This is a genomic window from Pseudomonas gingeri (assembly GCF_013386115.1).
In the GTDB taxonomy this organism is placed as follows: domain Bacteria; phylum Pseudomonadota; class Gammaproteobacteria; order Pseudomonadales; family Pseudomonadaceae; genus Aquipseudomonas; species Aquipseudomonas gingeri.
Genome location: NZ_JACAOR010000001.1, coordinates 800,543 through 814,232 on the forward strand (window position 1 = coordinate 800,543; position 13,690 = coordinate 814,232).

At 63.0% G+C, this 13,690-nt stretch carries 11 protein-coding genes; 4 read left to right on the forward strand and 7 right to left on the reverse strand.

The window, feature by feature from the left end; translation table 11 throughout:
- Positions 1 to 55: 55 nt before the first annotated feature.
- Complete coding sequence (gene hisD / locus HX881_RS03345) at positions 56 to 1,339, reverse strand: histidinol dehydrogenase (protein ID WP_177082749.1); 1,284 nt, start codon at positions 1,337 to 1,339, stop codon at positions 56 to 58.
- Positions 1,340 to 1,730: 391 nt separating this feature from the next.
- Between hisD and HX881_RS03350 the strand changes: the two genes are divergently transcribed.
- Genes HX881_RS03350 through HX881_RS03360 form a run of 3 tightly spaced genes read left to right on the forward strand, consistent with a single transcriptional unit; the run spans position 1,731 to position 5,856 of the window.
- A complete protein-coding gene (locus HX881_RS03350) occupies positions 1,731 to 2,456 on the forward strand; it encodes a ThuA domain-containing protein (protein WP_042936501.1) in 726 nt (241 codons plus the stop codon).
- On the forward strand, positions 2,453 to 4,240 hold the full coding sequence (locus HX881_RS03355; protein WP_177082751.1) for a thiamine pyrophosphate-binding protein: 1,788 nt from the start codon (positions 2,453 to 2,455) through the stop codon (positions 4,238 to 4,240). The genes HX881_RS03350 and HX881_RS03355 overlap by 4 nt, the downstream gene beginning before the upstream one ends.
- Positions 4,241 to 4,257: 17 nt before the next feature.
- On the forward strand, positions 4,258 to 5,856 hold the full coding sequence (locus HX881_RS03360; protein ID WP_017128569.1) for an FAD-dependent oxidoreductase: 1,599 nt from the start codon (positions 4,258 to 4,260) through the stop codon (positions 5,854 to 5,856).
- 40 nt (positions 5,857 to 5,896) lie between these two features.
- On the opposite strand, the gene HX881_RS03365 is transcribed toward HX881_RS03360, so the two are convergent.
- Positions 5,897 to 6,997 carry a LacI family DNA-binding transcriptional regulator gene (locus HX881_RS03365; protein WP_042936503.1) on the reverse strand — a complete coding sequence of 367 codons (1,101 nt, stop codon included), beginning with the start codon at positions 6,995 to 6,997 and terminating at the stop codon, positions 5,897 to 5,899.
- Positions 6,998 to 7,055: 58 nt separating this feature from the next.
- Entirely contained in the window at positions 7,056 to 8,183 is a 1,128-nt protein-coding gene (locus HX881_RS03370) for an MFS transporter (protein WP_017128571.1), read from the reverse strand.
- Between the two features lie 258 nt (positions 8,184 to 8,441).
- Between HX881_RS03370 and HX881_RS03375 the strand changes: the two genes are divergently transcribed.
- The gene (locus tag HX881_RS03375) at positions 8,442 to 9,701 is read left to right on the forward strand and encodes an MFS transporter (RefSeq protein ID WP_177083203.1); all 1,260 of its coding nucleotides are present in this window, start codon (positions 8,442 to 8,444) and stop codon (positions 9,699 to 9,701) included.
- Between the two features lie 2 nt (positions 9,702 to 9,703).
- Here HX881_RS03375 and HX881_RS03380 read toward each other — a convergent pair whose 3' ends face one another.
- From HX881_RS03380 to HX881_RS03395, 4 genes are all read right to left on the reverse strand, one after another.
- Positions 9,704 to 10,378: an FCD domain-containing protein gene (locus HX881_RS03380; RefSeq protein ID WP_177082753.1), complete on the reverse strand. Its 675-nt coding sequence runs from the start codon at positions 10,376 to 10,378 to the stop codon at positions 9,704 to 9,706.
- A gap of 134 nt (positions 10,379 to 10,512) precedes the next feature.
- Positions 10,513 to 11,796, reverse strand: a complete 1,284-nt coding sequence (locus HX881_RS03385; RefSeq protein ID WP_177082755.1) for an aspartate aminotransferase family protein — start codon at positions 11,794 to 11,796, stop codon at positions 10,513 to 10,515.
- Positions 11,786 to 12,796, reverse strand: coding sequence for a transketolase family protein (locus HX881_RS03390; RefSeq protein WP_177082757.1), 1,011 nt, complete (start codon positions 12,794 to 12,796; stop codon positions 11,786 to 11,788). Before HX881_RS03390 ends, HX881_RS03385 begins: the two co-directional genes overlap by 11 nt.
- Positions 12,793 to 13,677 (reverse strand): transketolase, encoded by an 885-nt coding sequence (locus tag HX881_RS03395; RefSeq protein ID WP_177082759.1) that lies wholly within the window; start codon positions 13,675 to 13,677, stop codon positions 12,793 to 12,795. The genes HX881_RS03390 and HX881_RS03395 overlap by 4 nt, the downstream gene beginning before the upstream one ends.
- Positions 13,678 to 13,690: the final 13 nt, after the last annotated feature.

Genomic DNA, 13,690 nt, shown 5'->3' on the forward strand with positions numbered 1-13,690 from the left:
AAGGCAAAAAAAAGCTCCCCGAAGTGGGGAGCCTGGTGCTACCGAGTGACAAGCCTCAAGCGGGTTTCCGGTAGCGACGAATGCGGATATCGGCCTGCTCCTTGTGCCCGGCGAAACCTTCCATGCCGCACAGGCGCGAGCAGTACTCGCCCACCAGCACCGAAGCTTCATCCGTCAGCACACGCTGATAGGTGCAGGTCTTGATGAACTTGCCGACCCACAGACCGCCGGTGTAGCGCGCGGTTCCGGTGGTGGGCAGGGTGTGGTTGGTGCCGATGACCTTGTCGCCGTAGGAGACGTTGGTACGCTCGCCGAGGAACAGCGCGCCGTAGTTGGTCATGTGCTCGAGGAAGTACAACGGGTCCTCGGTCATCACCTGCACATGCTCGGAGGCTATGCGGTCGGCTTCCTGCACCAGCTCGTCGACGGTGTCGCAGAGAATGATCTCGCCGTAGTCACGCCAGGCGACCGAGGCCACGGGCGCAGTGGACAGGAGGGTCAGTTGGCGTTCGATTTCCGCCGGCAGGGTTTCCGCCAGCCCGGCGCTGTTGGTGAGAAACACCGCGGGCGAGTTGATACCGTGCTCGGCCTGGCCCAGCAGGTCGGCGGCGATGATTTCGACATCGCTGCTGTCATCGGCGATCACCAGGGTCTCGGTGGGGCCGGCGATCAGGTCGATGCCGATCTTGCCGAACAGTTGCCGCTTGGCTTCGGCGACATAGGCGTTGCCCGGGCCGACGATCATGTCCACCGGTTTGAAGGTGTCGGTACCCAGGGCAAACGCGGCAATCGCCTGCACACCGCCCACGCAATAGATTTCATCGGCACCGGCCAGGTACATGGCGGTCACGATGGCCGGATGGGGCTTGCCATCGAAGGGCGGCGCCGCGGCAACCACGCGCTTCACCCCCGCCACCTTGGCGGTCAGCACGCTCATATGGGCCGAGGCCAACAACGGGTATTTCCCGCCCGGGATATAGCAGGCCACCGAGTTCACCGGAATATTGCGGTGCCCGAGGATCACGCCTGGCAGGGTTTCGACCTCGACATCGTGCATGGATGCCTTCTGCACTTCGGCAAAACGGCGTACCTGGGCCTGGGCAAAGGTGATATCGCCGATTTCCTGTTCGGACAGACTCGCTACACACGCCGCGATTTCTTCGTCGGTCAATCGAAAGGACACCGGCGACCACTTATCGAACTTGCGCGAGTACTCACGCACGGCGGCGTCACCATTGCGGGCGACGTCGGCGATGATCTGCTCAACGGTATCGCGGACTTGGGCGGCGATCTCGGCTTGGGCTTCGACCGGTTTGCTTTTTTTCAGATAACGAATCATCAACGTACTCCAGGTGGTTCTGAGTGCATGCCAGACGCACTCGGCGTCAGCGATCATCTTTTCCCACCCCCCTGCCCCGGGCAATTTCGCAGCGCTCTTATTGATGACGCAACCTGACGCAGCACAGACGCACAGTTGAAGCACATCAAATGACCAATAAGTTATTCGTATAACTTTTTCTTTTAAAAACCTCCGACTCCCCGTACCAACGGCATGATTCCCCGCCCTTCTTTAGTGTTAAATCCCGGTAAACAGGGCTATTCGTAGCACGAAACGGTGCCTGCACGAAAAATATGAAAGAGCCATTGACTTAGAAATTCGGAGTGATAGTTTAAATAAACGGTTATACGTATAACCTAATAATCACACCCACTTGAAGAGGTGACCAACCGTGAGTCGAGTCTTGTATTTGTTCGGTGGCTGGCCCGGCCATTACCCCTATGAAATCGCGGCATGGGCACGGACCGTTTTCCAGGAGCTGGATTTCGAGGTCGAGGAGTCGACCGATATCTTCACCCTGGACAGGGACTTGACCGGTTATGACCTGATCGTGATCGGCTGGAACAACGCCGTCACCACCGAGACGCTGACCGCCTCCCAGGAAAACCGCCTGCTCCAGGCGATCGAGAGCGGCACCGGGCTGGTGGGTTGGCACGGTGCGGGCGCGGCCTTTCGCGCCAGCCTCAAGTACCACTGGGTCCTGGGCGGCTCGTTTCTCGAGCATCCGATGGGCGAAGGCTTTCCCCATCCGTACCAGGTCAACTTCATCGATCGCAGCCACGAGGTCACTCAAGGCGTCGAGGACTTCGAGGTGCGTTCCGAGCAGTACTACATGCAGGTCGATCCGAACATCCACGTGCTGGCCGAAACCACCTTCGACGGCAACCCGTTCCCCTGGCTGGAGGGCCATCGCAGCCCGGTGGCCTGGGTGCGCCAGTGGGGCGAAGGCCGGGTGTTCTATCACTCCATCGGGCACGACACCAGCAACCTGGCCGACCCGAATATCCGCCGCCTGACCAAGCAGGGCCTGAACTGGGCGACCCGCGGACGCGCCGCCGGCACTGACATCCCCAATGCATCCCACCCGACTTCATCAACCCAAGGAGTCCTGTCATGACCAAATTGACCGGCAGCCAGATCGTGGCGCAAACCCTGAAAAACTATGGTGTCGAATACGTCGCCGGTATCCCTGGCCACGGTATCTGGACCCTCACCGATGCCTTCCTCGAGGAAGACTCGAAGCTCAAGTTCATCCAGGTCTTCCATGAACAGAGCGCGGTACACCTCGCCGACGGCTACTACCGGGTGTGCGGCAAGCCGATGGCGGCCGTCACCTCCATCGGTGCCGGTGCGGCCAACACAGTGATCGGCATGGCCACGGCGTTCACCGACTCCACCAGCCTGATGCTGATCACCGGCGGGCCACCCACCCACATGCGCGGCCACGGTTTGCTGCAGGAGCTGGAGCGCTACACCGATAACGACTTCCCGAAAATCGCCGAAGCCGTGACCAAGCGCCATTGGGTGGCGACCCGCGTCGAAGAACTGCCGTTCATGATGCACCGGGCCTGGAGCGCGATGGTCACCGGCCGTCCCGGTCCGGTCCATCTGGAAATCCCGATGGATGTCCAGGCCGAGGCCGCGGAGGTGACCCTCCACGCCCTGGAAGAGCGTACTCCCATCGGCAAATGCTTCCCCGACCCGGCCGCCACGGCACGGGCGGTGCAAGAGCTGCAGGCCTGCCAGCGCCCGGTACTGGTCATCGGTGGTGGTGTCATCACCGGCGAAGCCAGCGCCGAAGTGTTCGCCCTTGCCGAAGCCTGGAAAATCCCGGTGGTCACCACCTGGAACGGCAAGAGCGGCTTCCCGGAAGATCATCCGTTGTTCGCCGGCAGCGTCGGCCAGACCGGCACCCTGTGCGGCAACAAGGTCGCCTCCACCGCCGATGTGATCATCGCCGTGGGCTGTCGTTTCACCGACTGGTCGTCGTCCAGTTATGCCAAGGGCGTGACCTTTGCCATTCCGCCGTCGAAACTGATCCACATCGACATCGACCCCCACGAAATCGGCAAGAACTACCCGGTGACCGTCGGTATCTGCGCCGATGCCAGGTATGCCCTGGCCGCTATCGTCGAAGGCCTGAAAGGCCAGACCGTCGAACGCGAGGCGTACCTGAGCGATCTGCGTGGCTACCAGGACGAATGGGAAACCAAGCTGGCGGGCCGACGCGATTCCGAGCGTTTCCCGTTTACCTCGCAACGCCCGCTGGGCGCGCTGCGCAAGGTCTTCCCCCGCGACACCATCGTGGTCGTCGGTTCCGGCAACACCCAGGGCGCGGTCAAGCAGACCTTCCCGGTGTACACCCCGCGCACGCACCTGACCTCCGGCGGTTTCTCCTCCATGGGCTGGGCCGTGCCCGCCGCCATCGGCGCCAAGCTGGCCGCGCCGGATCAACCGGTAGTGTGCATCCTGGGCGACGGTGATTTCCTGATGACTTCCCAGGAAATCGCGATCTGCGTGACCAACAACATCCCGGTGGTGTTCATGATCCAGAACAACGCCGGCTACATGTCGATCCGCGGTGGCCAGCGCAAGCAGACCAGTCGCCATATCGGCACCGAGTTCAACCACCCGGACGGTACGCCCTACAGCCCGGACTTCAAGGCGGTGGGCGAAGCCTTCGGCCTCAAGTCCTACCGTGTGGAGCGCCCGGAAGACCTCGAGCCGATCCTGCAGGAAGCCCTGGACCTCAACGTGCCCGTGCTGATCGAAGTCCCGACCGACCGCGACGCCGCAGGCCCTTGGGTGCCCGGCTGGTGGGACTTCCCGATTCCGGAGTACATCACCGACGAACGCCAGGATGAATACTGGGAAATCCGCAACTCCGAACAACACCTGTAAGCGCTGGAGCGGCTCAAATGAGTGATGCATTGATTTCGCATCATGCAGAGCTGAAGCCACAACCGAGGGCGCCTCGCGCCCTCGACGTGGTGACACCTGATGCAGATGGCACGGTCAATTGTGATGTGGTGATTATCGGCTCGGGCATGGGCGGTTCGACGTTCGCCCATGCCCTGCGCGATAGCGGGCTGGACGTCGTGGTGGTCGAGCGAGGCGACTTCCTGCCCCGCGAGATCCAGAACTGGAGCGCCGAATCGGTGTTCGGCCAAGGCCGTTACCGCAACGCCGAACCCTGGCTGGACCGGGACAACCAGGCATTTTCGCCGGGCGTGTTCTACTACGTCGGCGGCAATACCAAGTTCTACGGCGCCATGCTGCCGCGATTTCGCGAGGCGGACTTTGGCGAAATCCAGCACGCCGAGGGCGTGTCCCCGGCATGGCCCATCAGTTACGCCGAGTTCGAACCCTGGTACGCCGAAGCGGAAAGGCTTTACCGCGTCCACGGCCAGGCCGGCATCGACCCCAGCGAACCCTGGCGTTCGGGCCCCTACCCGCAACCGGCGCTGCGACACGACCCGGCCCTGCTCGCGCTGGAGCAGAGCATGCGGCGCTCGGGACTCAAGCCCTTCGTGATGCCGGCGGCGGTGGACCATGGCGATGGCGGTGGCTGCGTGCTGTGCTCCACCTGCGACGGCTACCCCTGCCTGGTGGAGGCCAAGGCCGATGCCGAAGTGTCGGCCCTGAGGCCCGCGTTAGCGGGTGCAAGCATCCGACTGATGACGCGCACCACGATCAGGCAGTTGAATACCAGCGCCGATGGCCGGACCGTCACCGAGGCACAAGGGGTGATGGATGGCCGCGAGGTGACCTTGCGCGCCAGGCGCTTTGTCCTGGCGTGCGGCGCGGTGAACAGTGCCGCGCTGTTGTTCAAGTCGGCCAACGCCAGGCATCCGGATGGCCTGGGCAACAGCTCCGGGCAACTGGGCCGCAACTACATGGTCCACAACAGCACCTTCATGCTCGCGGTGGACCCGCGGCGCAAGAACAAGGTGACCTTCCAGAAGACCCTGGCCATCAACGACTGGTACAGCGCCAGCCCCCACAATGCGTTCCCCCTGGGTAACGTGCAGATGCTGGGGAAGATCCGCGAGCCGATGATCACCGCGATGCGCCCCTGGCTGCCCAGGTTCGCCTCACGCTACATCACCGACCACAGCGTCGACCTGTACCTGACCTCGGAGGATCTGCCGACCCCGGACAACCGCGTCACCTACGACAAGGCGCGCGGCGCGATCAAGGTCCACTGGACGCCGAACAACCTGCAGGCGCATGAAGGCCTGGTCGACAAGACCAGCAAGATCATGCGCGCGGCGGGCTATCCGGTGATCCTGAAGGCGCGCATGGGCATCGCCACCAACTCGCACCAGTGCGGCACCGCCGTCATGGGCAGCGACCCGGCCACCAGCGTACTGGACCTGAATTGCAAGTTGCATGACCTGGACAACGCCTGGGTGGTGGACAGCTCGTTCTTCCCGTCATCCGCGGCGGTCAACCCGGCGCTGACCATCGCCGCCAATGCCCTGAGGGTGGCGGCGCATTTCAAGACCGGGCAATAGGAAAAGGCGGTGTGAACTTCACACCGCCGCTTTCAGGGGCTCAGGCGCCGGACGGCTGCACGCTGAGGGTCGACGTGCGCACCACCAGGCGGGTGGCGAATATCTTCTGCTGCGGTTGCAACGGTGCATCGGCCGGCGCGTTCAATTGCTCGGTCAACAGCCGGGCGGCGTGGAGGCCCTTCTCCACCATGGGCTGGGCGATGGTGGTCAGGCCAAGCTGCACCGCTTCGGGAATATCGTCGAAACCGATCACCGAAAGCGTCTGCGGGACCGGGCGATTGAGGGCGTGGGCCGTCTTCATGCAGGCGATCGCCATGACATCCGAACAGGCGACCACCGCGGTGACGTCGTTGGACGTCAGCAGCGTGAAGGCCGCCGTCTGCCCCGATGTTGAATCCAGCCCACCGGCCTCGATCACGCTCAGGTCCTCGAAAGCCAGGCCGGCGGCGCTGGCTGCCTCCACATAACCGGTGAGACGTTCGCGGACAATACGCTCGCTGGCGCTCTTGAAGCGTTGCCGATCGATAGGGCCGCGATAACCGTCCGGATTGAGGCGATCGATGATGACGCCGATCTTGCGATGGCCCAGGTCCAGCAGGTGTTGCATCTGAGTGCGGGCCGCGCCGCGATCGTCGATGCCGACAAAAAACGAATTCTCCACCAGCGGCGAATCGATCACCACGAACGGAATATTCTGCTTCACCACCGCCAGCACCGCCGGATGATCATCGGGCAGGGTCGAGATGATCAGCCCGTCCACCAGACCGCGCAGGGCCAGGCTGCTGTGACTGGCGGCCTGGGCACGCCCGACCAGGCGGTTGTTGTTGAGGGGGAACAACGTCAGCGCGACGTTCTCCAGCTCCCCCACTTCGCTGATACCCCGCAACAGGGCGATGGTGCACGGGTCGGCAAACGCCAGGGACAACTTGTCCATCATCATCAGCCCGATGGCCCCGATCTTGCCCGAGCGCAGGCTGCGCCCGAGGACATTCGGGCCCGGGTAGCCGAGTGACGCGGCGACCTCGAGGATGTGCTCGCGTTGCGCCGGGGACAACTTCGAGGGGCGATTGTAGGCGTAGGACACCGCAGGCTGGGACACCCCTGCCGCCAGTGCTACGTCTTTCATTGAAACGGCTGCCATCGCTTGCTTCCCACTCTCTCTGAATACCTCTGACGAGGTCCTTGAACTGTAACTGCGCTCAGTGTAACCGCTGCGGGGAACCCTTCGGAACCAGTCGCGTGGCACTGCCCATGATAGCGAACATCAACGAGGCCACGGCCAGCAGCGCCCAGGACAGATTGGTCGCGTGGGCGAACAGGCCGATGACCGCCGGCCCCATGAGGATGCCGAGGTAGCCGAGGCTGGTGGCGGCGGCAATGGCCAACTCGCCCGGCATCGTCCGTTGCGCGCCGGCCAAGGACAGGTAGACCGGCGCGATGTTGGCAAGGCCGGTGCCGATGACCGCGAACCCCACCAGGTTGACCAGCCAGTTCGGCGCCAGCACCACCACCAGGAACCCGAGGATCACGATCAGGCCGCCGCCGACCAGCACCGTCCGCGGACCGAGCCTGAGCAGGATGCGGTCACCATTCAAGCGCCCCAGTGCCATCATCACGGCAAAGACCGCGTAGCCCAGGCCGCCAATGGAATGTTCGACGCCGCGCACCTGGGTCAGAAACACCGCGCTCCAGTCGAGAATCGCGCCCTCCGCGAGAAAGGCGAACAGGCACAACACCCCCAGCACCAGGACTTTCGCGCTGGGCCTGAGAAAAGCCGGACCGCCCTCGTCGCCACTGCGCCCGAGCATATGCCGTCCACAGGTCAGGACAAAGGCCGCGAGTGCCGCCATCACCGCGGCGCTGGCCTGCAATGGCGTGGCGCCCAGCCAGAGCAAGGCGGTGATTCCCGCCGCACTGACAATCGTGCCCAGGCTGAACAAGCCATGAAAGCCCGACATCAAAGTGCGACCAGTGGCGCGCTCGACCATGACTCCCTGGACATTCATCGTCACGTCGACCGCGCCACAGCCGGCACCGAACACTGTCAGGGCGAACATCAGGCCGACGAATGAATCGATCGTGGCGAGGATGGGCAACGTCAGCAGCACCAGGGCGATGCCGACGTGCATGGTGAAGCGGCAACCCCTGCGTGCGTTGAGGATGCCGGCCAGCGGCATCATCACCAGCGAGCCCAGGCCCAGGCACAGCAACAGGATGCCCAGCGCGCCATCATCGACCCCGGCGCGGCTGCGCGCATAGGGCACCAGTGGCGCCCAGGCGCCCATGCACAGACCCGATATCAGAAACGTCAGCCGGTAGGCCGACATATGCGGCGTGGCGCACGGGACAACCAATTCTTGAGATGACACGCAACCCCCTGCGCTTGAACGACTTGAGTTATACGTATAACCCAAAACGATTCATTAGGCCAATAGCCCAGTGCACAGGTTATGCAGGCTGTCCAAAAAGCGTTGACAGGTCATGATCCACACGTTTTACTTTTCGAAAGGTTATTCGTATAACTTTGATGGCAAACCTGCAACCGTATCATCACCCAACAACAATAAAAGGGACCCTGCAGCGTGATAAACCGTATCCAGAAGACCGCCGTTCCCCCGCGTATCCGCAAGGCACGTATCGCCACGTTTCTCGGTTTCATGATGATCGGCGCCATGATGTACATCTGGTCCACGGGCGTGAGCGTATTCCGGGCCCAACTGGGTCTCGCCGGGGAACCGGGTGACAGCGACTTCGGCCTGATCGCCCTGGGCGTCGGCGTCGGTTCCGCGGCCGGCGCCCTGCTGGTGGGCCGCCTGCTCGACACCTTTGGCGCCAAACCGGTCATCACCGTGGGCGCCCTGGCCTATCCCCTTTCGATCATCCCGCTGGGGTATGTCAGCGGCTTCTGGTTCGCCCTGTGTTTCGGCACGCTGCTCGGGCTGTTGCGAGGCGCCCTGGACACCGCCCTGAATGCCCATGGCGTGCAGGTCGAGCGGTTTTACCAACGCTCGATCATGTCCGGTTTCCACGCGTTCTATTCATTGGGCGGCTTCCTGCTGGGCATGGCCTGCAGTGGGTTGACCGGTTTCTACACCGACAGCGTACAAGTCCCCTACACCTTGCTGGGCATCGCCATGCTGGTGCTGGGATGTGTATTGAGTCGCTGGCTGCTGGGCAAGCATGATGTGCCCGACCCGCAGGCCGCCGAATGGCACAACGCCGGGGTGGCCGATGAGTCCGGCAAAGGGCCCTCGGCCAGGACCCTGCTGGTCATGATCGCCCTCGGCACGCTGCTGCTGGGCAGCATGATGGGCGAGAACGCCATTGCCGACTGGGGTCAGGAATACATTCGCCGCGAGTTCTCGACGACCACTTCCACGGCGGGCATGGCTGTCTCCATCTTCGTCGGCGCCGCCTTTGTCGGGCGTCTTTTCGGTGACCGGCTGGCGGCGGCGTTCGGCAATGCGCAAGTGGTTTTCGCCTGCGGAACGCTGTGCGTCCTCGGCATGATCATCACCCTCGTCGGCGGCAGCGCCACGACCGGCATTATCGGCTTCGCCCTGTTTGGCCTGGGTCTTTCCTGCATTGCCCCGCTGATGATCTCCGCCGCCGGGCGCAGGGATCCCCAGCATGCCGGGCGCAACATCGGCATCGTCAACTGCATCGGCTTTTCCGGGATGCTGGTGGGGCCTGCGGTGATCACCCTGATCGTCAGCCATCTAGGCCTGGGTCGGTTGATGTTCTTCCCGTTGATCATGCTCGGCCTGCTGGCGACATTCGGCCCGCTGCTGATGCGCAAGCCGAAAGCCGTCGCCTGTGCAAAGGCGCAAACCAACGCCCTGTAGAATCAGGCCGGTCTTTTTTCCTTTTCATCAATGAACTTCAAGATGCTGACCCCGCCCCGCAAGATGTCATCGGCAATGGCCTTGCGGGCCTTGGCCGGTTTCTTGTCCCGCAGCGCTTCCATCAGCACCAGGTGCTCGTCGGCACCGATGTAGGAGTTGTGGCCGAAGGTGTAGAACAGATTCAGTATCGGCCCCATGGAAACCCACAGCCCTTCGATCTGGGCGGTGAGCATGTCCATTCCGGACAGGCGATACAGGGTGAAGTGGAACTCGCGGTTGTGATGCATCGCCGCGAGACCGTCGTTCTTGCGGTCGGCCTCTTCGAACAGACTGTGCAGTTGCGCGAGCTTCTGCAGGTCGGCCTCGGTGACATGCTGGGTGGCCATTTCCGCCGCCAGCCCTTCCAGGGCGATACGGATGGTACGCACTTCCAGGTAGCGCTCGCGAGTCAGCGCCGGCACTGTCGCGAACCGGCCGGAGCGCAGTTCCAGGCCACGTTCGCTGACCAGGCGCAGGCAGGCTTCCCTGACGGGCGTGACACTGGTACCCAGTCGCTCGGCCAGGTCCTGCATGACCAACCGTTCCCCCGGTTGGAAATTTCCGGCGATCAAGCCTTCACGTAGCGAGTAGTAGGCCCGGGCTGAAAGATTGCCTTGCTCCAAGGGTTGAATCTGCACACTTGACTCCTGATAGCTGCGGTCTTGGGTCGCGATAAGACACCACTTATAACATATAAGCCATGCAGTCCTGCCAGAGACGAGGCAACAAATGCGCCGTGTTTCGCGCACGTGCCGCCTCGCCGAAGCAACGGTCAGGCCAACGAGGCCAGGACACTCTCGATCACATCCAGCGACTCATCGAGGATCTCGCGGGTGTGTGCCGTCGAGAGATACAGGCGCTTGAGTTGCAGCGGCTGAAAGATGTGGTGCCGCTCGATCAGGCGCCGACGAAACGCCATGTCGCGCCTGTCGTCGTTGCGCAGCAGGTCGGTGTACTGACTGTAGGGCCCTTCGAAAAAATACAGCAGCCAGGCCGAACCATAACCGGCGCTCTGCGCGGGAATGCCCAGCCGTTGCACGATGGCGTTCAACTGCGCGCGCATGTAGTCGCCCAGGGCAAACAGCTTTTCATAGGTTCCCGGACGCGCCAACTCCTCGAGGGTCGCCTGGACCGCGGCCAGCGTCGATGGCGTGCCGTTGCAGGTGCCGCCCATGAACACGCCCCTGGCGCCGCTCTCGCCGATCAGGTGCATCAGTTCGCGCTTGCCGGCGATAAAGCCGACCGGATACCCCGACGAGGCGGCTTTGCCAAAGGTCGCCAGGTCGGGCGTGACCCCGACGATCGACTGATAACCGCCCAGCGCATGACGAAAACCGGTGATGACCTCGTCGAAAACGAGGACCACGCCATGATCCGTGGTCAGCCTGCGCAGATCCTTGAGGAAGGCGTCCGTGGCCGCCACCGAGCCCATGTTGTGAGCGATAGGTTCGACGATGATGGCGGCCACCTCCCCGGGGTGGGCCTTGAGAAACCGCTCGACCGCCTCGGCGTCGTTGTACGGCAGGACCGTGGTGAAGTCGGCGGCGGCCTGCAGGATCCCGTCGGACATGGGATCGAACTGGCCGATCCGTTCCCTGGCGGTCTGGCCGTTCATCGCCACGTAGTCGTGCCAGCCGTGATAACCGCCCTGGAACTTGATGATGCGCTTTCTGCCCGTGGCCGCTCGCGCAAGCCGCAAGGCATGGTAGGTCGCCTCGGAACCGCTGTTGCAGAAGGCAATCTGTTCGGCGCAGGGGATGTAACGGACCAGGGCCTCGGCCACCTCGACTTCAAGGTCGGTGATCCCCGCGCCGATCAGGTCGATACGCTGCGTGACCTCATACACGCGCTCGCGAATCGCCGGGTGCCCATGCCCGAGAACGTGGGCACCGAACCCGCAGTGAAAATCGGTATGGCGCTGGCCGTCGGCGTCAAACAGATAGGCGCCTTCAGCCCGCACAAACGCATAGGGCTGGCCCAGCTTGCGGCTTGGACTCAGATGCCCTCCGGGCAGCACTTTTTCCGCACGGGCATACAACGATTGATTAATCGACATGACGGCCCCCTGCGCTCTTCACTTTCGCCAGTGCTTCACGCGCGACGCCCTCGATGCCGATGGCGTCCAGGCGGTAGTGCCGATAAAGGTGCGTCGGCGGTGCGATCAAACTGTATTCGTCATAGATACCGTGGCGCACCAGACGGACCCCGGCCCCTTCCTCCGTCAGCACTTCCGCGACAGCACCACCCAATCCGCCGAGCACATTGTGTTCCTCGACCGTGATCAGCAGGTTCGAGCCTTCGGCGGCGCTCAAGATGGCGTCCCGGTCGATCGGCTTGAGCGTGTGCATGTCGATGACCCCGACGGAAACGCCACTCGCCGTCAGCGCCTTGGCGGCCTGCAGCGTGGGGTGAAGCATGGAGCCGGTGGCAATCAGGGTCACGTCGCGACCGGTGGAATGAACGATGGCTTTGCCGAACTCGAAAGTGACATCGTCCGGATAGACGTTGGGCTCCTGACCACGACCTATGCGGAAATAGATCGGCTGCGGATGATCAATCGAGGCACGGATCGCCGCGGCCAACTGCGGGCCATCGGCTGGCGCGACCACCGTCAGGTCGGCGATGCTGCGCATGATCGCGATGTCTTCCGTCGCGTGGTGCGAGGTGCCGTAGAAACCGAGGCTGATGCCGGCGTGGTGACCGATCAGGCGCACCGGCAGGGCCGAATAGGCGACGTCCATGCGGATCTGCTCGCAGCACAACAACGCCAGGAACGACGCGAAGGTGGCCACGAACGGCATGGTGTCGGTGGTGGCGATCCCCGCCGCGGCGGACACCATGTTCTGCTCGGCGATACCGAACTGGATGAACAGTTCCGGGTGCTTCTCGACAAACCGGTTGAGGCCGTTGGAGTACTGGAGATCCGCCGTGCCGACGGCAATCGCATGCCCTTGGGCAACCAGATCGATCAGGCCTTCGGAAAGGTAGTTGAGCCCGGGATTGATTGCGTTCAGTTGGCGGTATTGCCAGCTATCGGGGTTGATGGGCGCACTCATTGGACACCTCCTTTGGCTTTGATTTCTTCGATGGCAAGCGCTTCATCTTCTGGCGCGAGCCAGCCCAGGTGCCATCCGGGTTCGGTTTCCATGTACTCCACGCCTTTGCCCTTGGATGTCAGCGCGATCACGCAGACGGGGCGCTCGCGTTCAAGCTCGGCCTTCAGTTCGCGCAACAGCAGGGCAACGGCGGCGACGTCATGGCCGTCCACCTCGCGCACGTCCCAGCCAAACGCCCGCCATTTGTCGGCGAGCGGTTCGATGCCGACCACGTCATCGACCTTGCCATCGAGCTGATAGCCGTTGCGGTCGACAATGGCGATCAGGTTGCCGGTCTTGTGGTGCGCGGCGGCCAGGGCGGCCTCCCAGACCTGCCCCTCCTGCATCTCGCCGTCGCCCAGCAACACATAGACATCGAATGCCTTGCCCCGCAGCCGTCCACCCAGGGCCATGCCCAGACCGCCAGACAAGGCGTGACCGATGGAGCCGGAACTGAAATCCACGCCCGGCACCTTGCGCATGTCCGGGTGATCTCCCAGCGGACTGCCCAGCCGGGTGTAGTCATCGAGCCAGGACTTGTCGAAGAAATCCCAGTCGGCCAGCAACGGGTAGAGCCCCACGGCAGCGTGGCCCTTGCCCATCAGGAAGCGGTCCCGCTCAGGCCATTTCGGCTCGCCGCGCTTGAGGCGCATGGCGTCGTAGTACAGCGCGGAAAAAATCTCGGCACAGGAAAACACCGAGGTGTAGTGGCCGACCTTGGCGATGGAAATCAGCCGCACCGTTTCCAGGCGCACGAACAATGCGCGCTCCTTCAAGTGAGCAATCTGCTCGGGCGTCAACGGCGTTACGGGATCACGAACCGCAAGATTTGCAGCGGGCATGAGGGCACTCCTG